The 21816-nt window shown below is 45.0% G+C and carries 18 protein-coding genes and 1 tRNA gene; 5 read left to right on the top strand and 14 right to left on the bottom strand.

Going from position 1 to position 21816, the window contains the following annotated elements; all coding sequences use genetic code 11:
• Positions 1 to 10: 10 nt before the first annotated feature.
• On the top strand, positions 11 to 1111 hold the full coding sequence (locus YWE_RS0108535) for a tetratricopeptide repeat protein (RefSeq protein WP_029094141.1): 1101 nt from the start codon (positions 11 to 13) through the stop codon (positions 1109 to 1111).
• A 99-nt stretch (positions 1112 to 1210) separates the two neighbouring features.
• Here YWE_RS0108535 and YWE_RS0108530 read toward each other — a convergent pair whose 3' ends face one another.
• From YWE_RS0108530 to YWE_RS0108495, 8 genes are all read right to left on the bottom strand, one after another.
• Entirely contained in the window at positions 1211 to 1450 is a 240-nt protein-coding gene (locus tag YWE_RS0108530; RefSeq protein ID WP_029094140.1) for a DinI-like family protein, read from the bottom strand.
• A gap of 251 nt (positions 1451 to 1701) precedes the next feature.
• On the bottom strand, positions 1702 to 4107 hold the full coding sequence (locus YWE_RS26940) for an autotransporter outer membrane beta-barrel domain-containing protein (protein ID WP_051323255.1): 2406 nt from the start codon (positions 4105 to 4107) through the stop codon (positions 1702 to 1704).
• A gap of 635 nt (positions 4108 to 4742) precedes the next feature.
• Complete coding sequence (locus YWE_RS0108520; RefSeq protein ID WP_029094139.1) at positions 4743 to 5258, bottom strand: hypothetical protein; 516 nt, start codon at positions 5256 to 5258, stop codon at positions 4743 to 4745.
• 528 nt (positions 5259 to 5786) lie between these two features.
• Positions 5787 to 7604: a vWA domain-containing protein gene (locus tag YWE_RS0108515; protein ID WP_029094138.1), complete on the bottom strand. Its 1818-nt coding sequence runs from the start codon at positions 7602 to 7604 to the stop codon at positions 5787 to 5789.
• On the bottom strand, positions 7604 to 8659 hold the full coding sequence (locus YWE_RS0108510; protein ID WP_029094137.1) for an AAA family ATPase: 1056 nt from the start codon (positions 8657 to 8659) through the stop codon (positions 7604 to 7606). The genes YWE_RS0108515 and YWE_RS0108510 overlap by 1 nt, the downstream gene beginning before the upstream one ends.
• Positions 8660 to 9081: 422 nt before the next feature.
• Positions 9082 to 9158, bottom strand: a tRNA-Pro gene (locus YWE_RS0108505).
• A gap of 71 nt (positions 9159 to 9229) precedes the next feature.
• On the bottom strand, positions 9230 to 11011 hold the full coding sequence (gene yejM, locus YWE_RS0108500) for an LPS biosynthesis-modulating metalloenzyme YejM (protein ID WP_029094136.1): 1782 nt from the start codon (positions 11009 to 11011) through the stop codon (positions 9230 to 9232).
• A gap of 22 nt (positions 11012 to 11033) precedes the next feature.
• Positions 11034 to 11261, bottom strand: a complete 228-nt coding sequence (locus YWE_RS0108495; RefSeq protein ID WP_029094135.1) for a YejL family protein — start codon at positions 11259 to 11261, stop codon at positions 11034 to 11036.
• Positions 11262 to 11579: 318 nt separating this feature from the next.
• Between YWE_RS0108495 and yejK the strand changes: the two genes are divergently transcribed.
• On the top strand, positions 11580 to 12590 hold the full coding sequence (gene yejK, locus YWE_RS0108490; protein WP_029094134.1) for a nucleoid-associated protein YejK: 1011 nt from the start codon (positions 11580 to 11582) through the stop codon (positions 12588 to 12590).
• Between the two features lie 92 nt (positions 12591 to 12682).
• Here the strand turns inward: yejK and rplY are convergent, their stop codons facing one another.
• The 3 genes from rplY to YWE_RS0108475 all read right to left on the bottom strand — a co-directional run bounded on the left by rplY (position 12683) and on the right by YWE_RS0108475 (position 15108).
• Positions 12683 to 12967: a 50S ribosomal protein L25 gene (gene rplY / locus YWE_RS0108485; RefSeq protein ID WP_029094133.1), complete on the bottom strand. Its 285-nt coding sequence runs from the start codon at positions 12965 to 12967 to the stop codon at positions 12683 to 12685.
• Positions 12968 to 13108: 141 nt separating this feature from the next.
• Positions 13109 to 14869 carry a DNA repair helicase RadD gene (radD, locus tag YWE_RS0108480; RefSeq protein WP_029094132.1) on the bottom strand — a complete coding sequence of 587 codons (1761 nt, stop codon included), beginning with the start codon at positions 14867 to 14869 and terminating at the stop codon, positions 13109 to 13111.
• Complete coding sequence (locus YWE_RS0108475) at positions 14869 to 15108, bottom strand: YecH family metal-binding protein (protein ID WP_029094131.1); 240 nt, start codon at positions 15106 to 15108, stop codon at positions 14869 to 14871. The genes radD and YWE_RS0108475 overlap by 1 nt, the downstream gene beginning before the upstream one ends.
• Positions 15109 to 15264: 156 nt before the next feature.
• Between YWE_RS0108475 and rsuA the strand changes: the two genes are divergently transcribed.
• The 3 genes from rsuA (at position 15265) to YWE_RS0108460 (ending at position 18031) form a co-directional block, all read left to right on the top strand.
• On the top strand, positions 15265 to 15969 hold the full coding sequence (rsuA, locus tag YWE_RS0108470; RefSeq protein ID WP_029094130.1) for a 16S rRNA pseudouridine(516) synthase RsuA: 705 nt from the start codon (positions 15265 to 15267) through the stop codon (positions 15967 to 15969).
• Between the two features lie 170 nt (positions 15970 to 16139).
• Positions 16140 to 17327 (top strand): Bcr/CflA family multidrug efflux MFS transporter, encoded by a 1188-nt coding sequence (locus tag YWE_RS0108465; protein WP_029094129.1) that lies wholly within the window; start codon positions 16140 to 16142, stop codon positions 17325 to 17327.
• 350 nt (positions 17328 to 17677) lie between these two features.
• Entirely contained in the window at positions 17678 to 18031 is a 354-nt protein-coding gene (locus YWE_RS0108460) for a YejG family protein (RefSeq protein ID WP_029094128.1), read from the top strand.
• Between the two features lie 82 nt (positions 18032 to 18113).
• Here the strand turns inward: YWE_RS0108460 and yejF are convergent, their stop codons facing one another.
• From yejF to YWE_RS0108445, 3 genes are read right to left on the bottom strand one after another with little or no spacing between them, the layout of a single operon-like run.
• The gene (yejF, locus tag YWE_RS0108455) at positions 18114 to 19703 is read right to left on the bottom strand and encodes a microcin C ABC transporter ATP-binding protein YejF (RefSeq protein WP_029094127.1); all 1590 of its coding nucleotides are present in this window, start codon (positions 19701 to 19703) and stop codon (positions 18114 to 18116) included.
• 1 nt (position 19704) lies between these two features.
• The gene (locus YWE_RS0108450) at positions 19705 to 20730 is read right to left on the bottom strand and encodes an ABC transporter permease (RefSeq protein WP_029094126.1); all 1026 of its coding nucleotides are present in this window, start codon (positions 20728 to 20730) and stop codon (positions 19705 to 19707) included.
• The gene (locus tag YWE_RS0108445) at positions 20727 to 21815 is read right to left on the bottom strand and encodes a microcin C ABC transporter permease YejB (protein WP_029094125.1); all 1089 of its coding nucleotides are present in this window, start codon (positions 21813 to 21815) and stop codon (positions 20727 to 20729) included. Before YWE_RS0108445 ends, YWE_RS0108450 begins: the two co-directional genes overlap by 4 nt.
• Position 21816 lies beyond the last annotated feature (1 nt).

The following is a 21816-nucleotide window of genomic DNA, read 5'->3' as shown; positions in this document are numbered from 1 at the left end:
GGTATCAATTATGAAAATCAATAATATGCTCCTTAGCCGAACGCCTGTAATTATTATTCGGTATGTCCTTTCTTTCTTCTTGTTACTGAATTCAGGGGTAGCAAACGCAGAGCCTGACGAACAGCTAAGTGCCATTATCAACCCGCTAAAAATTGAGGCTGATAAAGGCGACGTTGATGCATTAAATCGGCTTTCTGAGCTCTACTTTTCTATTTTTTGTTGTACTGCCGGTGAGGAGTATCAAGGGGATGGAAAGTATGCAAAAGAAGCGTTGGATTACCTTTTAGCCATGCATAAAGAGGGGAATGCCGATCTTGAGTTTGTTATTGGAAAGTTTTACAACTTTGGCCTTGGCGCACCAACGAGTGATGCGACTGCCTTTGAATGGTGGTTGAAATCGGCTAAAAATGGCAATGCTGACGCGCAAAATAACGTTGGCTACATGTACCAAAAAGGTAGGGAGATAGATCAGAATTTTGATAAAGCCTTAGCGTGGTACAAAAAAGCGGCCGATCAGGGCGATAAAAATGCGCTTAAAAATATTGGTGACATGTACTACGAAGGGCTTGGCGTAAAAACAGACTGTGGTGAAGCTTTAAAGTGGTTTGAACAAGCTGAGGAGTATAACGATAGTCGTGCTAGTGAACGTATTGATGAGATGAGAAAGGATCCTAAATGTGCGGCTACTTTAGCGTTAGATACTCTGCCGTCATCATTAGCAACACATGGTTCCAGTAAAGCATCAGATGATAGCGAAACTGCTGATGATGCTTTTGAACAGTATCAATTAGCTGCATCCCATGATGATGGTGGAAACAAGCGGATTGATTATGTCAAAGCGAAATATTGGTATGAGAAGTCAGCCGCTCAGGGGAATTTGGATGCAATGCGGGCTCTTGGCTTTATGTATGAAAAAGGCAAGGGAATGGAGATTGACTATAAAAAGGCCATTGAAATTTATACCGAGGCGGCTAACAGAGGCGATATCGGCTCCCATAGTAATCTATGGTGGATGTACTCGCAGGGCATTGGCGTGGAAAAAAATGAGAAAATTGCCGCAGAATGGAGTCAAAAATCCGAAAAATTACAGCAGGCGAGAGAGGCTAAATAAAATTAATCGCGCTTTGATAAATTTAAATAAAGCCAGCATCAAGCTGGCTTTATTTGTGTCTGTCATAGGGCAGGTAATTTTTGTTGGTAGATTTTTTCATTAATCTACATCGAACCAGTCATCGGCACTTTCCCAAGTTTGTTGCAATATTTCGGTCACCAACTCTTTATCACTTTTTAATCCACCCAATACGGTAATATCGTTACCGCTACCACGCCTGACTCTTACACGTACATCAGCAAAATGGCAGTGTAAGCGCTTTTCCAGTTCTTCTTTTAATGCGGCTTCAGCACCGTTCGGCAGCTTATCGTCTTTACGAATTGAAATTTCAACTTGCATGGTGAACCTCATAATGTTCATTTGTACTGTATATATATATAGTATATTGAAGTGAATTTGCAATAGCAATATCGGATTGCATGATATGCATCGCGACTCTCAGTGATGGCTGACAGAAAGAATAGTGACGTAAGGGAGAGAGGGATTAGTGCGGGCTTATTTAATCTTACTGCTAGAATCAATAAAAAAAGCCGTACCATCTGAATCGTGGCACGGCCTTGAGTAAGTTCAGTACAAATCAGCTTGTGTGATTAGAAACTAAAGCGATAGCCACCGTTAACCTGGCGTTGATCGAATTTATTTCCGGTTGAACTGTCAATATCCAGATATAGCGTATGTTGTTGATTAATCTGGGCACTCACACCTATACCGTTATTCCACCAGTTTCCTTTAAAGCTATGCTGTTCCGGAGAGCCGTTTAGTTGGTAACCGACGTCACCTTCAAACTCACGTACTAAGCCGGTCTTCAGGTAAACATTCACTTTATTGTTGCCCTGATTGAGTTCATATCCAAACAGTGCGCTGGCCCGGCCGAGCATCGATTCATAGCTGCCTAAGCTGACTTTTAACCCGTTAGATGCGTTGATATCCGTGGCATTTTGGTGGCTATAGTTAAACTGAGCCTGAGGCTCAATATAGAAGCCGCTGTCAGCCTGGCTTAGTTTGAACTTCTGGCCGGCTTCCAGAGAAACGCTCACTCCACCGGAGTTACCGTTGCCCCGAACCTGGTTATTTTGGGTATCACGAACGTTAAAGTTATTTTTAATATGGGAGTATTTGGCAATAGCATCCAGATAGAAGCCACCGTCAGCCATATAGGTAGTGTACAGACCAATATTACTTGATTTAGCCGTACCGTCTCCGGAGGCATAATCAGGGTCGCCTTTAGTTGTACCGATATAACCACCAATAAATAGCGGCATCTCGGCAGAGATACGCTTATCTGCACCGATCTGCATACCTTCATAATTCATATCAAAACGGCTTAATTTACCGCCGGAGAATGAATTGAATTTACCGGCGAAGCCTCTGAACCACATATTTCCATGTTGGTTATCCTGGCGCAGATCGCCCATGCGTTGCATCAGGGTCTGGGTATCTGCATAGTTCATGAGATAACCAATATTCAGGAAATTAGCACCGGCATCAGCCGTGGTAGTAATGTTTCCGCCACCACCATTTTCACCCGGATCGGGATTAGGACCTGGGCCTTCAGGATTATCCGTTAGTGCATATAATTCCCATTCATTGCCATTTTTTCTCAGGCCGTATTGGTAACCACCCTGTTCGACAGTATTAGCCAACGTAAATTGCCCGGCATCAGTGGCTCCGTTTTCTACGTTAACCATAGACAAGACATCGGTATCTTTCGCTTTAGCGGCACCGTTATTGGCGATAAATAATTTATTCTCGCTTGACCCAGCCAACTGATTGACCTGCAAATAGTCACCGATTCCGGCACCGATATCGGCATGCATAGCAAAAGTGCCGTTACCACTAAGATTATCGACATTCAGCGTCACAGGATTAAAGCTATTAATTTCTTGAGTCGAACCGGCAATAACATCACTAAACTGTGTGATGCCATTGTTAATAAGATGACCAACAGTAACTTGATTATTCGTGGTATCAGCGGTATAGAGAATTAACCGACTGTCGCTATCATTTAAAGTTACATTTTCGGCAATCAGTGCATTATCGGCCGATGCTTCCAGCATAACGCTGCCTGAACCGGATATATTCATAACGCCAGTTGCTTTACCGCCTTTTGCAATAATAGAAAATCCGGTTTCAACCGTTGTATTATTGGTGATAGCGCCGTTATAAACATATTGTAATGGTGTGCCGCCACCCGTCGCGTTTAGTTTTAGCGAGGTATTCTCTGCCAAGTAATAGACATTTTGCCGAGAATTATCATATAGCTCAGTATTAATCGCGGTTCCGGTACTTTTACCCGGCGTGACCGGTGGTGGTGGAACAATCTCTATATCGCCACCCGAGCTGACGCTTGATCGCGTTGTTTCTGTTGGCCAGTTATAGCCGACATCTTGTACTGATTCACCATAGAGTTTTGTGCCGGTAGCCGTCCCTTTATTACTGATAATCTCACGGGATTGATCGTGTAATACCGTGTTAAAGCTCTTAGGACTATCCTGTGGGAACATACCGGTAAATTTAGGCCCCTGGCCCACTAACATCAGGCTTTTACCCGTCATGGTGGTGTTGGTTGCTGTTGTTCTACTATTAAGGAAAATTACGCCGTTATTGACTTTAGTGTCTTCGATACGTCCGATGCCCAGCGTTGTATTTCCTGCTTCAGTTTCTGTTACGTATATCGCTCCGCCATCAACAACCGTATGTTTTAGCGTTCCTTGACCGACGCTGAGCGTATTGATATCAGTTCCCCAGGCATCAGGGTTTAAATTGCCATTACCATAAACAGTAAAGTGGTCGTCCTCGGTACCTTTGGTTTCACCTTCTTGTAAATAAGTATCAGTACTTACGTCTTTATTTACGATGTCATAGCCACCGACAACGCAAGTCTCAGTGGGATAATTCCCGGAACAGGCGCTTGTTCCTGCATGAACTGACTGTATTGAAGAGAGTGCAAGTATCGAGGCAATAGATAGAGTAAGGCGTGGTATTTTAGTCTTCATGAATATCCTCATCCTGATTATTCATTCCTTTGGAATACAGAATTACTTAACAGCCCTGAAAACAGGGTGTTATATGAGTTAGTAATTCAGTTCATAAGATTTGATAAATTAGCTTTTAAGCTAATATGTAGGCCATTATTCCACTATTTAACAGTGATGCAAACTATTGGATCGAGTTTATGTGTTTATTTGATATTTAAATCTTAATTATAAGTAAAATCAACATTATCGATTGTTTATGTTTGAAATTTATATCATTGAAGTTGTAAGAGTTGCTTTTTAATGGTTATATAATTTTAAATGAGTTTTAATTGTATTTTTATTTATGGTGATTAGGGTTATCTATATTTAAAAGAGCAAGTGATAAATTATGTAAACTATAACCATGCGTAATTTATTATTTTTGTTTATTGATGATTCTTGTTAAAAACTGCGGATGCAGGGGGGTTATTGATATAGTTACAATGTGAAATTAAATTTTTAGGTAAACGGTTGATATCGAGGTACATACCTCGAATTTTATATTTTATGTCGAAAGAAAAGTGAACGATGGGCTAAACATCATTTCCGGCAATGCATTTTTGAGGGCGATAAGATAAGTAAACTGAGTTTATTCCATATCTATTTTTAAAGAGTTAAGGCTCATTAAGCCAGTACTCCATCATGTTATTTTCTTCAACCCAGCGAATATACTCCTTATGGCTACGATAAGGGCGAGTTTCATATTCCTCTATGGCTTTAACCAGTTCCGGTTCACTTTGGGCAAAATAGCGCTTAGTCTCATCTTTATTCTTGCCAAAAATCGGCTCAATATCCGCTTCAATACGCACATCAAAATTAGTATTAAATTTAGCAAGATAAAAGAGATGACTATCCTCTATTTCCGCCATCGTATAGAGCATGAAGCAAAGTGCTTTAAGAAGGGATGAACCTCCATCGTAATCACGACAGCAGATAATTTCCTGTTCAATTAAAAAACGCAGTAATGGCTTATGGTTAGGAGCGATTAGCGGAAAGAGTATCTGTGCCAGTCGTTGACGGTTTTCCCAGTTGTCATCAAAACGTTGACCATAGCCGGTTTTACCGTTATCCAGAACGGTGAAGGCTGATAAATCGGCGTTAGGGTATTGCTCAAGTATCTTGTGGTACATGCTGAGTCCTTAGCATATAAAATAGGAGAATAGCAGTTATATCTCATAGGGTAATATATATTTTAGCGATTGCGAAATAAGGTTCAATACGCGGCTACAGCGTTTAGCGTCGATCGCGGATGTGCTGATAATGTATAAGTTGGAATGCTTATAAGGTTATTAAAAAGCAGCGCGGAGGTTTCATTAAAACGCCCAATAGTTTTATCATCGCAATCATCTGAAAAAATTAGCCATAAAGGCTGGCTCTTCAGGGTTATTTGGTCGGCACGAGATGATTTGAACCTACGATCCCATGACGTTTAGAGAAAATACTTAAGTTTAAATTTCAATTAGATAGTTCATGGTATATACAAAAAATATATATATGGTTACTGATTTGATTACTGTTTCAAGGTCCTGACGAAAAATATCTATGTTTCTTGAGAGACCGAAGGTGAGGGCATGAAATTAGTAACGTATTCAACGGATGTTTTTTGGCTGAAATGACTCAGAACTTTTAACACTTGCGGGTTGCCACTCTTTTATCTCTCATTGTACCCTGAACTGTTCACCTCGGGGGACAAACGGTAAACTCCGCCCCTCAGGTAGTAGCCAGGCATGCTCCATCGGGATATTCACCTGATTCTCACAAAAGCCATCAGTAATAATCAGTACCGGCCCGACAAGCGGGAACTCCCCTCGCTTTGAGAGTCCGGCAAGCAGGTCGATGCCGGGCTGTAATATTGTGCCACCCCGGCCTTGAAGCGTGAAGCGATAGAGCAATTGTTCCGGTTCAACCCAGCCGCGATCGTAAGCCTGAGCATCGCAACACACTAAGCGCACCATCGAAACATCGTGTGCCAACGCATAGCTGGCGATTGCCCCTAACGCTTTTCCCAGTAACTGAGGATCCATCGATCCGGAAGTATCTAACACCACACCAAAGACACGGGACATACGCAGATCTTCAGAAGGTTTAGTCAGAGAAGGGCGCGGAATTTTTGGCGTAGCAGACTGACGCCGGGAAGGGTGTGCGTAGCTGCGATGACGTTCCGGCGGTGGGAAGTGTTCATTAAACCACTCTGCAAGACGAACATCCCATGGAATAGGCGGCTGAGAAAGGCTGCGAATCTCTTCAATTAATCCGGCAGGCATGGTGCCGCGCAATGAGCCATATAAACAGCGCTCTAATCCTTGATTCAGCGCTCGACGGCACCAGGTTTCCGCATTGGTGAAAATCGACCCTTCACCATCTCCCAGAATATCGCCTTCGCCAACGTTTCCGCGCAGGGTTATCAACTTTCTGGCACGGCGTACGTCCTGAGCTAGGCTGTCATAAATTTCCTCGCTGGAGGCGTTGGCAAACTGTGGGTCGTGCAAAAGTCCTAGTGAAGGAGGGGTACCAACCTGCATTTCAATGAGCCAACCGTTAATAGAAAAATCACAGGCAACGTTCCATAAAAACGGATCGCGACCGCGCCTGCGGGAGGCGTGGTTCAAACCGGCATGGAGCAATTCATGAGCGAATACAAACAGGCACTCGGCCTGATTAAGTCCGGCTGCGGGGTTCATCCAGATCTTTTGCGCACCAACGTCAATGGCGGCTACGCGAATATCGTACTGGCTACACAGTGAGATATTTTCTTCAATATCAAAGCTGGCCGCCAACGCACCAAGTAGCGGGAAATAGTCCATCAGCTGACGACGGGCTTTTTGCGCAATAGTGAGAACTTTAGGGCGTGCATTTGTGGCCACATGACCACCGGCAATTTCCAATGCCAACTGGACGCTTTGCGTAATTCCTTCAACAAATAGGGCCTTCCAGTCTGTAGGCTGTCCCCAGCCTCGATGCGGCTGGTTTAGCTGATAAAACCATGAATCTGAGCCACCACACCAAATACGATGCCACCGATTGAGCTCTTCCGGGCAGCCGTCTGCTACCCATTCACGAAATACCACTTCGGCATCGTTGCTGAGCTGCTCTGGAAACGGCCAGTTCTGCAACTCATCCGGTAAAGGGCCGATTTTGAGTTCATCGCAAAATTGATTAACCACACTGAGTGCGGCGAGTTCCCACAGCATTTGTGGTGAACGCTGTTGTATCAAACCGAACCCTAATGTAACCAGCGCTTGGGCTATCATTCTGGCCCATTGTGGTGCGGTGGCACGGCGCCGGGGATTAATCCAAAGATCGCCATTTGGCGAAATTATCAACCAGGCCTTAGAAGAGACATATCGTCCGTCATGGTCAAAGCGATCGCTCACTCTTCCCCATATTGGGCTGAATAGCCGATGGTTTTTAATGTATTCGATGCCTTCCTGACAGGCTTCCAGTGCCGGATTCTTATGCGACTTTGCTTTACTCATTAGCGAACCGCCAGCCTTGGAAGATCGCGGGCAACCTCTAGCAAAAACCAAGCGGGGAGTTTACGGCCTTGGTCATCTTCTCCCATCACAGACTGTGCAATCTCTACGCTAATACGCGCCAGTGATTTCAACCGGTCTTTAGCCTGAATGGCAAGCTGCCGGTGTTCTGCTTTCAGGCTATTTTCTTCTGCGGGTAGCTCTTTATAGAGATGAGCCCGGAAAGAGTGGGCAAGAAAATAGAGAATGTCACGATCGCTCGGTTCTTCCGGCCAATTCAAATCACCTTTAATAATTGAAACGACGGTAAACTTCTGGCGAATTTGCTTGATAAAGCCTTTAAACCCTCCTGCGTGAGCGGGAGAAAGAAGCCCATAAATCAGTGCCTCAAGCATTTCGTCACCGATATTCTCACCAACGGAGTACAGTGCGTCAGACAGCATATGCCAGCTACGCGGAGTAGAGAAAGGCTCTTCATGCTTAGGGGGTTCATTCCAGAGTTGGTCGGGACGTAACTGAATATATTCAACCACCCATGGATGAATGCCGGATTCATTAATTGCCCAGTCCAGCCACTGCCGATGATCTGCCCGCAGATGAATATGTACCATACGGTTAATCAGCGCTGAAGGCATTGGTTTAACAATCGCAGCGTCTTTAGCCCTGTTTCCGGCACCAATAACAATAGTCCCTTTGGGTAAGTGATATTCACCAACGCGCTGTTCAAGAATGAGGGAGTAGAATGCTTTTTGGATTTCATGAGATGAAGCGTTAAGTTCATCAAGGAACAAAACAAAGGGTTCACTGCGAACAATATTGGCCGGAGGAAAGAACCGCGAGCACTGGCCATCGATTTGTGGGATACCCATCAAATCTTCAGGAGCAAGCTGGCTACCAAGTAGTGATACACACTCCATACCCACTTCACTGGAAAAACGCCGAATCAACGCACTTTTACCGATCCCCGGCGCCCCCCATAAGAATACTGGTCTGGTTGTGGCGACATTGAGTAGAAAATCAAATGCCTGTGCGGGTGAGAGCTGGATTGCTGAAAGCATGTGGTTCCATCCTTGAAGAATAGCTGATCTTTGTGCTGCCCCATAATAGAACACTAATCTGGTGTGATTTCTATGCAAATGTGATTTTTAGAAAACTGATCAGGACGTCAAACAACAACTCCAGCGGCTGTGCGAAAGAGCCGCTCAAATCAAAGTAGTGATGGAACAGATCCAGCAAGTGTACTCAAGAGGTCAATCAGTTACAGTCGTGATTAATGGTCGGATCATACAATATGAACCCAATTTACCAGGTTCTGGAATGACAATGTTTGATAAAGCTAGCGATGAGTTGAAAGTGTTCTACGGCAGGAATTAGGCCATTTGTGCGGGGATGGACGCTAACAAAACCATGTCACTTCACCATTGGGGTATTTACCTAAAGAAAAAACCAACCGTAACAGGTTGGTTTATCTAGAGTTATTTGGTCGGCACGAGAGGATTTGAACCTCCGACCCCCGACACCCCATGACGGTGCGCTACCAGGCTGCGCTACGTGCCGAAACGCAGGATTTATACTACCTTGTCTTATGATAATTTCAAGTAGCTAACTGGCGATCGCTTTAATTTTAATCAGTTAGCGATAAATCGTTTAACATCAGTCAACACCTGCAGCAGTAATGCAAGGCTAGGTTTTTCATTTTCCTGACGCTGGAAATTAACATCGTAAGTTTTATAGCGGCCGTCTGTACCGATTAAAATAGTCTGCTCAGGCGTAATGACGACTAGCTGACGAGCATCACCGGCAGTAACCCACTGATAGCGGCGTTGCTCAGCAAATAAGTCTTCACCGCGAGAGTAACTGCTAGTCGGGTTTTTCACATGTAAGAGACGCTGCATCAGCGTTCTCATAACGTCTTCATGACCGGTTAGCTTGTCAATTCTTTGAGGCGGTGTACCCGGCCAATGAACGACTAACGGAACCTGTAGCTGGAAACGACTATAGTTCTGGCCACTTCCCCAATCTCCGCGTTTAGCATCGTTAAATTCAACGCCATGAGAAGCGGTGACGATCACCACGGTGTTGTCTAATAAATTACGCTGCTTGAGGGTTTCCATCACGTCAGCGATTTGTTGGTCAATATCTTTGGCTGATGTCTGATAGCGATTAATAAAATCAGCCGGGGCTTTGCTACCGTTAATCTTTTTAATATCGCTGTTACTGTACTGGATGTATGAGAACCAAGGTGCTTTCTCTGTCCGGGTTTCCAACCAGTTCTGCCACTGCTCGGTGGTTGCACTGTTACTCTGAGCTATTGGCTGTGGCAGCGAGAAGTCTGAAAGTAACGCCTGACGATAGAGCGGGGTGTTGAATCCCGATGCTGAAAACAGGCCAAACTGATAGTTTTGTTGGCTTAGTGCGGTAATTAATGCCGATGACTTTTTACCGGCTAAAATGCCGTCAATATAGGTAGGTGAAATACCATAAAACAGCCCGAATAAACCAGTGTCATGTTGATTGCCCGTACTGTAGTGATTGATGAACTCAACGTTATCAGCACCCATTTTGGCTAGGTTTGGCATATCGTCATGCATGCTTTGATCACGTATACCATCGACAACAATCAGCAGCAGATTATAACCGGTCTTATCATCCTGATAGGTGAGCTTAGCCAACGGATATTCAACTTCGACAGCTTCAGGGCTACCCTGTTGGATCACCTTATCTTGATAAGCTTGGGCATCCAATAGACCATGTTTCTCCAGAAAACGACGAGCGGTCATCGGGTAAGATAGCGGTAAATTAGCCCGTTGCATGGTAATCGGGCGATAGAAGTTGGCGTCAGCCCAAATATAGGTAAAGTGGGTGGCAATAAACGCGGTAATAAATAAACCCGCTAACGGTTTACCAAATTTTTGCCGGTTAAGGCTACGCAGCTTTTGCCAGCTCCATGTGGCAAACAGCATCTCAATTAAGAAGATAACCGGGATACTGATAAACAATAACTGCCAGTCGCGAGCAAGTTCACTTTCTTCAGGATTAATCAGCAGCCCCCAGACTGTGGGATTTAGATGCAGTCTGAAGCGGAAGAATACTTCGGTATCAATAACCAGTAAGGTTAGGCCAGCCGTGGCTAAAATGGCCGAAATCACCCTCATTAGTCGCTGGGACATAATGATAAAGGTGAGAGGGAACAAGATGAGCAAATAGACGGCAAAAGTGAGAAAGCTAAAGTGACCAATCCAACTGACTAAAGCATAGATACGGCCCGCCAGCGTTGAAGGCCAGTCGGCTATAAATAAATAGCGACTGCTCAGTACCAGGCTGAATATGATATTAAAGAGAGCAAACCAATGCCCCCAGCTAATCATCTGGGAGACTTTCTCTTTATACAGCTGACGGTTGGTTACCATATATGCTTTCAGATAAACAAAATTAATGGGCTTTATCATCTTTTATCGAGGCCTGCAGAGCTTCGATAAAAGAGCGAACAATGACGGGCCGTTTGGCAGGCGCAATGCTGGTATTGATTAAATTTGTTATCATATTTCCTAATAGCATCAGCGATAGGTCTGTTGGCGTCTTGTTTTTTTCCAAAACATTGACCAGCTCAGTCAATAATTTTTCTACTTGTTCATCACTGTAACGGGAAGCTTGTGGCATAGGTATGTGCTTATTGTGCGTATTAGTCAATTTAAGGGTATCTATCTTACCGTAACAATCGGTTATTTTCTGTAGTTTATACATAAAATCTTCCAGTTGTGCGCATACCGTAGCATACCGTGGCTTGAAGGGCTGTTAAGCAGTCAATAAAATGGGGCACTAGAGAATATATAGCTCATCAGCTTATCGGATGCGAAACTGGAAGGTCAATTGGCTAATATTTTAATAGAGCTAACGGGTCTGACATACTATGATGCAATCCGTTAAAAGTCAGATGGTTCAATGCGGCGTAGATTTAGTGCGCGAAGAGGAGTTTCTATGAGTCTGGATCTTGACCAGATCGTTTTACACCAGTTAATTAAGCGCGGTGAGCAGACGCTTGATGTGATATTGCGTGATTCGCCATTAAGTAATAATCAGGCTACCGAAGATATGGTGGCTGAATTACATCGTGTTTACAGCGGAAAAAGTAAAGCTTACGGTTTATTTAACGCAGAGAGCCCGTTGGCTGAAGCGCTAAAAAACTGCCGTAAAGGCGAACAAAGCTTTTTGGATTTTACCCGTGACAGCACCGGTCGCTTGAGGGACGAATTAGCTAAATATCCTTTTGCCGAAGGCGGTATCGTTGTTTTTTGTCAATATCGTTATTTAGCCGTTGAATACCTGCTGATTGCCGTTTTAAACAGCTGCAATAGCATGTTGGTTAACGATCAATTAGATATCACTTCAACCCATTATCTGGATATCGACCGGGCTGATATTGTCGCGCGGATTGATTTAACTGAATGGGAAACTAATCCTGAATCTTCCCGTTACTTAACATTTCTTCGTGGGCGGGTTGGCAGAAAGGTCTCTGATTTCTTTATGGATTTCTTGGCCGCCAGCGAAGGTCTGGATACCAAAGCTCAAAACCGTGGCCTGCTTCAGGCCGTTGACGATTATTGCGCAGAAGGGCAGTTAAATAAAAATGAGCGCCAGTCTTATCGTCAGCAGGTGTATACCTACTGTAACGGCCAGTTGCAGTCTGGTGAAGAGATTGCGATTGAAGATTTAGCCCGTGAATTACCGCCGGTGGGGGAGAAAGATTTCCAGCAGTTTACCAATGATAACGGCTATGAGCTGGAAGACCATTTTCCTGCGGATCGCGGAACCTTACGCCAGTTGACCAAATTTTCAGGCAGCGGTGGCGGCATTACGCTGAGCTTTGATGCTCTGTTGTTCGGCGAACGGGTATTTTGGGATCCGTCAACCGACTCATTGACCATAAAAGGTCTACCGCCAAATTTACGCGACCAGCTACAGCGCCGCCTGAGCGGTGGTGATAAGTAAGCACTGGATCAGAGCAATAAAAAAACGCCGTATAAACGGCGTTTTTTTCGTTCACTGCTGAGATAAATCAGCAGAACTCACTCATCGTGCAATTAAGCGCGAATGAAGTCTAAATGAGTTAATTTTGGTTTGAACGGGTGACGCTGTGCAGCCTTAGCTTTCACTTTGACTTCTTTGCCTTCAATAACAAGAGTCAGAACTTCTTCGTAAAAACCAGGTTTAGCTTGCAGATTCATAATAGAATCTTGATCCAGAGCGATAGCTACTGGCTTCTCAGTTCCGCCATAAACGATAGCCGGGAACTTATTAGCATGACGCAGGCGGCGGCTCGCACTCTTTCCCTGCTCGGTACGTACTTCAGCATTAATAGTAAACATTTTCTTTTCTCTTAAAGAATGTTAAATCCCGCAACAGGCGACCCAGCTGCGAGTTGAGTAAATCTGCTTTACTTGCGGATTAACAAAAGTCAAAGCGGGCGGGATTCTAACGGAATTAGCGACCCACGGCAAATAAAACCGTCATCCGCGCAGTTCATTAGCCCGACGATAGCGGCCCTGATAGTCGAACATCTTTTCACGGACGCGCCAAAACTCACCGCGCAGGTAGGCGATAACGAAATCCGGATGGCGTAATAGCGCTTGCTGACGTATCACGTCTGAGGCGGTGTTCCAGTTAAACGCTACGCCCGGCGCAGTTAGGTGGGGGCGAATAAATAACTGCAAAAATGCAGTACGCTGAGCGGGGGTTTTTAACCGGAATCTTTCGCTAACATCGGCGCCGTCTTCGTCATAGTATGTGATGCTGAGCCATTCCCCTTTGTCATCCTGACCTTTTTTAAGCTGCATACCGCTACAGCGTAAGACTCTGGCGTTCTTGAGCTTTAACGCATCTTTTAGCATATCATCAGGATCGACTAAAACCTCATGACACTGGTGGCAGCGTCGGGCTGCAATATCATTTTCAGCGCCGCAGTGCGGGCAAATCTTAAAGCGAAAACGGTAGTCACACTGCTCGCGGTTTCCTTCATCGTCATCCAAAATGCCTTGGCAGCGGCGGCCAAAATGTTCAATCACCTGTCCTGACTCATTGGTTTTTCCCCAGAACATATTCGCAAAGCCGCAGGCCGGGCAAAAGACCTGAACCGGCTGATTATCACCTTTAGGCTTGGTTGAACCGATTTCCGGCGTAAACAGATCGTGGGGGTTACCCGCATAGTCAAGAATCAGGCAGTCTTCTTTACCCGGCGATAGGCGTAATCCGCGACCGACAATTTGTTGATACAGGCTAACGGACTCGGTAGGGCGGAGTATGGCAATCAAATCCACGTGAGGTGCATCAAAACCGGTAGTTAATACCGCGACGTTAACCAAGTACTGCAACTGCTGTTGTTTGAATTCTTCAATTAGCCTGTCTCGTTCATCCCCCGGTGTTTCAGCGCTGATAAATGCGGCTTTACCTTCAGGAAGCAGGCCATAGACTTCTTTGGCGTGTTCCACCGTGGCCGCAAAGATCATGACTCCTTTACGGCTTTGGGCATATTCAATAATCTGGCTGACAATGTGTGGTGTAATTCGCTGCTGCTGTTTAATTTCACGATTAAGATCTACTTCCCTGAATAGCCCGTTACTACCGGCTTCAATACGACTGAAATCATATTGAACGATAGGCATATCCAGCCGTTCAGGAGGGACCAGAAAATGGTGTTTTATCATATACCGCAGCGGTAGTTCATAAATACAATCGCGGAACAGGCAGTCGCTATCACCGCGAATCATGCCGTGATAGTGATATTGGTATATCCAGCCTTTGCCTAAGCGATAGGGCGTTGCTGTCAGACCGAGCAGGCAAAGTTTAGGGTTTTGATTACGCAGGTGCTGAATAATCTGTTGGTACTGGCTTTCGCTGTCATCGCTGATACGATGGCATTCATCGATGATCAGCAGCGAAAATTTATCATTGAAGGCATCAAGATTACGGGCAACCGACTGAATGCTGCCGAACACCACTTTAGCGGAGCTCTGTTTTTTCTGGAGGCCGGCAGAAAAAATATCGGCTGCTAAATCATAGGCGCGATATTTAGCATGGTTTTGCGCCACCAGCTCTTTAACGTGGGCTAATACTAAGACTTTGCCACGCGCTACTCTGGCCAACTCGGCAATTACCAGACTTTTTCCCGCACCGGTAGGCAACACAATCACTGCCGGTTCCTGATGGTGACGGAAATAGTTTAGCGTGGCCTCAACGGCTTCTTGCTGATAGGGGCGAAGCGTAAATGCCATTAATGCTGGCAGATTTTACTGGTGCTGGTAGTAAAGCCGTCGTCCGTTGGAATAAATTTTCCTTTAGCAGCGAGGAAATCAACCAGCGCGGCGGCGGTTAAATCCTGGGCGGAACAGGTGTGGAAGCGGGCATCTGGACCAAAACGCTGGGTGATAGCGTCAATCAGACTGGCCGTTGAGTAAGGCTGGTCTGAGGTAATCATCATTTCTAAAACTTGGTGACCGTGGATTGATGACATTTTGAGAACCTCGGTGAATAGGTGCGAATGACAGACGCTTATTATGCCTTTACTGACGAATCAGAGCGAGTCTTTATAGGCTGGCAATCCCGCATAGGGTATACTGCGCCATCAATTTTTGTTCATTAGATTATTTAATTTTCGGGTAATAGCGTAATGCGTTTGGATAAGTTTTTATCACAGCAGTTGGGAATTAGCCGGGCGCTGATTCTTCGTGAGTTAAGGGCAAACAGAGTGACCATCGGTGGCGAGGTGGTGAAAAGTGGATCTTATAAGCTTCAGCCTGATGATGAAGTTGCCTATGAAGGTAATCCGCTCAAACAGATTTTTGGCCCTCGCTATTACATGTTAAATAAGCCGGAAGGCTATGTTTGTTCTACTGATGATCCGATTAACCCGACCATCCTCTATTTTATGGATGAGCCGATGGCTGAAAAACTTCACGCCGCCGGTCGTTTAGATATGGACACTACCGGGCTGGTATTACTGACTGATGACGGGCAATGGTCTCATCGTGTGACTTCTCCGCGCCATCATTGTGAGAAAACGTATTTAGTCACTCTGGATCAGCCTTTAGCCGATGATACGGCAGCACAGTTCACCGCCGGCGTTCAACTGCATGGTGAAAAAGAGCTGACTAAGCCGGCGGTATTGGAAAAAATTGAAGAGTCTTTAGTCCGATTAACCATAACGGAAGGTCGTTATCACCAGGTTAAACGCATGTTTGCCGCCGTTGGAAATCACGTTGTTGCTCTGCACCGTGAGCGTATTGGCAAAATTGAATTAGACTTAGATCTGGAACCGGGTGAATACCGGGCACTAACTCAGCAAGAGATTGATAGCATAGGTTTAACAAAGTAAACGCCTAATATCCGCCATGCTTTAAGCTGTATCTTTGTTGGCTGTCGAATCTGTTACCTCAGTAAGCCAAACAGAGTATCTGACAATAAATTATTGCCACCTAATAATCGATGCCTTCGGGTGTCAGGAGATCTTTTTTGATATCGAAACCAGTTGAGAGCATAACCAGTATGCCTCCGGGTGTGTCCCGCAAATGGCTAGTCTTTATTTTAGGCTTGCTGTCTATGCTGATGCCGTTATCTATCGATATGTATTTACCGGCCATGCCGGCCATCGCACTTGATTTTAATGTCAGTGATGGAATGGTTCAGCTAACGCTCAGCGCTTATATTATTGGTTTTGCTATTGGCCAGCTCTTTTATGGCCCCATGGCTGACAGCATTGGCCGTAAGCCAGTTATTGTCGGCGGCGTATTGCTTTTTGCCATAGCGGCGGCCGGTTGCGCTTTAGTTAAAGATATCGATCAGCTTATTTTATTGCGCTTTCTGCACGGCCTGGCGGCAGCATCAGCCAGCGTGGTGATCAGTGCACTTATGCGGGATATGTTTAGCAAAGAAGAGTTCTCCCGTATGATGTCCTTCGTCACGTTAGTGATGACGATTGCACCGCTAATGGCCCCGATTATCGGCGGCATTTTACTTAAGTGGTTTAGCTGGCACTCTATTTTCTGGGTATTAAGCGCCACGGCATTGTTGGCAGTGATTTTAGTGAAGTTTTGTATTCCGGAAACTTTGCACAAAGAGAATCGTCAAAAATTCAATTTAATGACCACCCTGCACAACTTTGTGTCACTGTTCCGTCATCGCCGGGTTATCAGCTATATGCTGTCCAGCGCATTTTCATTTGCCGGAATGTTCTCCTTTTTAAGTGCCGGTCCGTTTGTCTATATCGGCCTTAATGGCGTATCACCACAGGATTTTGGTTATTATTTTGCACTGAATATTGTTTGCCTATTTGTGATGACGACCATCAATAGTCGTTATGTTCGCCGCAAAGGGGCGGTTAAAATGCTGCGATTAGGCTTAACGGTTCAGTTTCTGATGGGAATATGGTTGGTTGTTTCTCAGGTGATGGGGCTGGGCTTTTGGTCTTTGGTTGTGGGTGTTGCAGGCTATATGGGCTGCATCTCGATGATCTCGTCTAATGCTATGGCGGTTATTCTGGAAGACTTTCCTCATATGGCCGGTACCGCTGCCTCATTGGCTGGAACGCTGCGTTTCGGCGTCGGGGCAATCGTTGGTGGTTTATTAGCTTTAGTGACATCTCAGACGGCATGGCCAATGATTTCATCAATGGCTTTTTGTGTTATCGCCGCGGTTTATTTCTATTGGTGCTCAACCAAAAAAAGTACACATTAATTTAACTAAATCTTAAAAAATGCCCTATTTAAGCCCTGACAGAGCGGTGACTCTGTGGGGTTTTATTACTTTAATCTGTTTTATCATCTCCAATCACCAAATTTTCTATCACGGCAAAAACTATTAATAACTTAAAAGCTATAGATAAGTTATATCATTAAGTTATCTCCCATTTTAATCCATCGGTTATTCCTTCTTATTGACCTAAAAATTGAGCGTATTTTGTTATTTAAGCCACAATTATGGCTCTTTTACATTAAAAATAGGTAATAAGTCCTGATATGCTTTACGATGTGATTAATTTGTGAAAAAATTGTTTTCATATCCTTTATTATATTGAGTGATTAACTATGAAGTTGTCGGTTCTCCAGCGATTGCCTCAGTTTTACCATTGGTATGCCGGTTCGACAGGCACCAAGGTCGAGCCGGCAGCCCTGCCAGAAATTATTAATGAAGAAAGTGAGAGAGATAATCTCATTGGCTTAAAGCTATTGGGCTATTCCGGGCCACATTCGCGCCAGGTTATGCATAAAATTAGCCAATATTTAAAGGGGTTCGATATTGAAAACAGCGTAATTGACGTTGACGGAGAGCCTTGTCTGTTTGTTAACTCTCAAAATGAAGCGATTGCGATATGTTGCCTAAAGAATTTGGGCATCGCTATTGCTGAGTATATACCGGCTAAACCTTCCTCTCAGGCCTGACGTACTTCTGTATCATTTCTTCCGTTTTTCCGTATGTTTTAATCCAGCCATCCACTGGCAACATGCAATAAGTTGAACTGCTTTAATGAGAGTTTGCCAATAGGTTTTGTGTATAAGTGTGTTGAGGGGCGTTGAAGACGGTTTCACAGTCTCCTTGCTCAACAATTTCACCGTTACGCATGACCACTATTTTATGGCACAGAGAACGGATAACCTGAAGGTCATGGCTGATAAACAGATAGGTTAACTGGTGCTGTTGCTGTAGTTTTTTAAGCAATGCCAGAATTTGCGCCTGTACTGTGCGATCCAGTGATGATGTTGGCTCATCCAGTATCAATAATTCAGGATGTAGAATTAGTGCTCTGGCGATGGAAATTCGTTGTCGCTGGCCTCCGGAAAATTCTGTCGGGTAGCGATGTCGGGTATCCGGGTCTAGTCCGACCTCAATCATGGTATTAATAACCTGCGTTTCCCGTTGTTCCTTGGTCAAGGACTGATGAACCTCCAGACCTTCGGCAATAATTTGGCTCACGGTCAGCCTCGGATTCAAGGCGGAGAAGGGATCCTGAAAGACGATCTGTATCCGGCTACGATAAGGCAGCATTTGCCGCATATTCAGGGTTTGCAGCGGTTGTCCGTCAAACACTATTTCTCCCTGAGATTTAAGTAAACGCAACAAGGCTAATCCGGTCGTGCTTTTTCCCGAGCCTGATTCACCGACCAGTCCCAGGCTTTCGCCCTTACGGATGCTAAAGCTAATCTTATTAACGGCCTGCCGTACGGATTTAGGTTTAAGAAACCCACCAGATATCGGAAAACCAATGCTCAGATTTTTAATCTCCAGCAAATTCCCACTGCTTTCAGCTAATGGAATTGCCCGTCCGGAGGGTTCTGAGTCGAGTAGTTTTTGTGTGTACGGATGCTGAGGCTGGTTAAAGAGTCTGTCGCGTTGATTTTGTTCAACGCATTTTCCTTGGCACATTACCGCAACGTTATCCGCCAATTTGCGAACAATATTCAGATTATGAGTAATAAACAGCAGACTCATATTCATCTCTTGCTTGAGTTCTTTTAGTAAGGTGAGGATCTGGGCCTGTACTGATACGTCCAGGGCCGTTGTTGGCTCATCGGCAATCAACAGGCTAGGTTTAGTCAGAATAGCCATAGCAATCATTACACGCTGGCGTTCGCCGCCAGAGAGTTGATGCGGATAAGCATTGAGTCGCTTTTGGGCATCCCGTAAGCCGACGCGATCTAATACGTCGAGGATTTCACCTCTGGCGGCCTCTTTTCGCATTCCCCGATGAATAATTAAAACTTCTGACAGCTGTTTTTCAATTTGATGCAGAGGATTAAGAGAAACCATCGGTTCCTGAAATATCATCGAAATACTGTTTCCCCGATGCTGGCGCAGGATCTTCTCGTCAGCGTTAAGCAGTGACTCACCGTTAAACAAAATATCACCGGAGGTATAGACGACCGGAGGAGAAGGTAGTAATCGTAAAACAGACAATGCAGTCACGCTTTTACCTGAGCCGGATTCCCCGACCAGCGCCAGCGTTTCACCTTTAGCGATGCTTAATGACAAATTTTCGACCACTACGCGCTGTTGCCCGTTTTGTTGAAAGGCAATGGTTAAATTTTGAATATCCAATATGGGCATGGTGGTCATATCAATAAGCCTTAGAAGGATCAAACGCGTCACGGACAGCTTCACCGATAAAAATCAGCAATGACAGCAGAAACGCAACGATGAAGAATCCACTGATACCAAGCCATGGAGCCTGAAGATTATTCTTTCCTTGCAGTAACAGGCCACCTAACGAAGGGGAACCTAAAGGCAGGCCAAAGCCAAGAAAGTCCAGCGAGGTAAGCAGGGTGATGGAACCACATAGAATAAACGGCAAATTGGTAAGGGTCGCAACCATGGCATTAGGCAGGATATGGCGCAGCATAATTTTGCTGTCTCTTACGCCCATGACTCTGGCGGCCCTGACGTAATCAAAGTTACGCGTGCGTAAAAATTCTGCCCGCACCAAGCCGACCAGCGCCATCCAACCAAATAGGGCAGTAATGCCCAGCAGCCACCAGAAATTAGGCTGAATAACGCTTGATAGTAAAATAATTAAGAACAGCGTAGGCATACCGGACCAGACTTCTAACAGACGCTGGCCAATCAGGTCAACTTTACCACCGTAGTAGCCTTGAGTTGCCCCGACGGCAATACCAATAACGCTGGAAATTGTGGTTAGCATCAGGCCAAACAAAATAGAGATACGAAACCCGTAGAGAATATTTGCTACCACGTCCTGGCCGCGATCGTCTGTACCTAATAAATTCGATGCTGATGGCGGCGCCGGGAACGGAGAAGGGCTATTGTAATTGATGGTGTTATAGCTGAAACGGATAGGAGCCCATAATGCCCAGCCGTTCTTATCAATCAGATTAATAACGTAAGGGTCTTGATAATCAGCTTCAGATTTAAATTCACCGCCAAAAGTTGTTTCACTGTAATTAACCAGAAAAGGGGTGTAGAGCTCCCCCTTATAGCTGACCAATAGCGGTTTATTGTTGGCGATCAGCTCTGCGCACATACTGATAACAAACAGCATGGCAAAGATCCATAGTGACCAGTAACCGCGGCGGTTATGCTTGAATTTAAGCCATCTGGCCTGATTTATCGGGCTCAATTTGCTCATCCGCGGGCCTCAAAATCAATTCTTGGATCAACTAACGTATAGACAATATCGCCCAGAATGTTTAGCACCAAACCGACCAGCGTAAACATATATAACGTCCCAAACATTACCGGGTAATCGCGTTGTAATGTCGCATCGTAACCCAGTAAGCCGAGTCCATTGAGGGAAAATATCACCTCTATTAATAATGCACCGGTAAAAAATGAGCCTATAAAGGCGGCAGGAAAACCGGCAATGACTAGCAGCATGGCATTACGGAACACATGCCCATAGAGAATGCGCTTTTCCGTCAGGCCCTTTGCCCGAGCGGTAATAACATACTGTTTGTGGATTTCATCCAGAAAAGAGTTTTTGGTCAGCATGGTTAAACCGGCAAATCCGCCGATAACCATCGCGACCACCGGCAGAGTAATATGCCACAGATAGTCACCAATTTTGCCGTACCAGGTCAGGTCTTCAAAGTTATTGGATATTAGCCCCCGTAACGGGAACCAGTCCAGATAACCGCCACCGGCAAAAATTACGATCAATAATACCGCAAATAGGAAAGGGGGAATGGCATAGCCAATAATGATTACGCTGCTGCTCCAGATATCAAATGGTGAGCCATTACGCACCGCTTTTTTAATACCCAGCGGGATAGATATTAAATAGGTAATTAGCATGCTCCAAAGCCCGAGGCTAATTGAGACCGGGAGCGATTGTTTAATCAACGTCATGACCGAGGCACCACGAAACAAACTATCGCCAAAATCAAAGCGGATATAGCTCCATAGCATATCGAAATAGCGTTGGTGTAGTGGTTTATCAAAACCGAAGCGCTTTTTAATCGCTTCAATCACCTCAGGGTCTAAGCCCCGTCCGCCCTGATACTTTTGTTCGCTCTTTGCGGTCAGCGTTAGGTTTCCGCCGGTCATATCAGCAGTACCGCTGCCAAATCCGCTTTTTTCCCCTAGCTCAATAGTGGCGATAGCCTGTTCTACCGGGCCACCGGGAGCAATTTGAACAATAAAAAAGTTCAGGGTAATAATGGCCCATAAGGTCGGGATTAACAGTAAAAAACGCCGGGCGATATAAGAAGTCATG

The sequence above is a fragment of the Budvicia aquatica DSM 5075 = ATCC 35567 genome (assembly GCF_000427805.1).
GTDB lineage: Bacteria > Pseudomonadota > Gammaproteobacteria > Enterobacterales > Enterobacteriaceae > Budvicia > Budvicia aquatica.
Note: the sequence above shows the minus strand (reverse complement) of the source record. Positions and strands in the feature narration are given on the sequence as shown.

Excerpts from the sequence above, each read along its gene's own strand:
- YWE_RS0108535 (WP_029094141.1), top strand. The coding sequence starts at position 11 with ATGAAAATCAATAATATGCTCCTTAGCCGAACGCCTGTAATTATTATT.
- YWE_RS0108530 (WP_029094140.1), bottom strand. The coding sequence starts at position 1,450 with ATGCAAGTTGAAATTTCAATTCGTAAAGACGATAAGCTGCCGAACGGT.
- YWE_RS26940 (WP_051323255.1), bottom strand. The coding sequence starts at position 4,107 with ATGAAGACTAAAATACCACGCCTTACTCTATCTATTGCCTCGATACTT.
- YWE_RS0108520 (WP_029094139.1), bottom strand. The coding sequence starts at position 5,258 with ATGTACCACAAGATACTTGAGCAATACCCTAACGCCGATTTATCAGCC.
- YWE_RS0108515 (WP_029094138.1), bottom strand. The coding sequence starts at position 7,604 with ATGAGTAAAGCAAAGTCGCATAAGAATCCGGCACTGGAAGCCTGTCAG.
- YWE_RS0108510 (WP_029094137.1), bottom strand. The coding sequence starts at position 8,659 with ATGCTTTCAGCAATCCAGCTCTCACCCGCACAGGCATTTGATTTTCTA.
- yejM (WP_029094136.1), bottom strand. The coding sequence starts at position 11,011 with ATGGTAACCAACCGTCAGCTGTATAAAGAGAAAGTCTCCCAGATGATT.
- YWE_RS0108495 (WP_029094135.1), bottom strand. The coding sequence starts at position 11,261 with ATGCCACAAGCTTCCCGTTACAGTGATGAACAAGTAGAAAAATTATTG.
- yejK (WP_029094134.1), top strand. The coding sequence starts at position 11,580 with ATGAGTCTGGATCTTGACCAGATCGTTTTACACCAGTTAATTAAGCGC.
- rplY (WP_029094133.1), bottom strand. The coding sequence starts at position 12,967 with ATGTTTACTATTAATGCTGAAGTACGTACCGAGCAGGGAAAGAGTGCG.
- radD (WP_029094132.1), bottom strand. The coding sequence starts at position 14,869 with ATGGCATTTACGCTTCGCCCCTATCAGCAAGAAGCCGTTGAGGCCACG.
- YWE_RS0108475 (WP_029094131.1), bottom strand. The coding sequence starts at position 15,108 with ATGTCATCAATCCACGGTCACCAAGTTTTAGAAATGATGATTACCTCA.
- rsuA (WP_029094130.1), top strand. The coding sequence starts at position 15,265 with ATGCGTTTGGATAAGTTTTTATCACAGCAGTTGGGAATTAGCCGGGCG.
- YWE_RS0108465 (WP_029094129.1), top strand. The coding sequence starts at position 16,140 with ATGCCTCCGGGTGTGTCCCGCAAATGGCTAGTCTTTATTTTAGGCTTG.
- YWE_RS0108460 (WP_029094128.1), top strand. The coding sequence starts at position 17,678 with ATGAAGTTGTCGGTTCTCCAGCGATTGCCTCAGTTTTACCATTGGTAT.
- yejF (WP_029094127.1), bottom strand. The coding sequence starts at position 19,703 with ATGACCACCATGCCCATATTGGATATTCAAAATTTAACCATTGCCTTT.
- YWE_RS0108450 (WP_029094126.1), bottom strand. The coding sequence starts at position 20,730 with ATGAGCAAATTGAGCCCGATAAATCAGGCCAGATGGCTTAAATTCAAG.
- YWE_RS0108445 (WP_029094125.1), bottom strand. The coding sequence starts at position 21,815 with ATGACTTCTTATATCGCCCGGCGTTTTTTACTGTTAATCCCGACCTTA.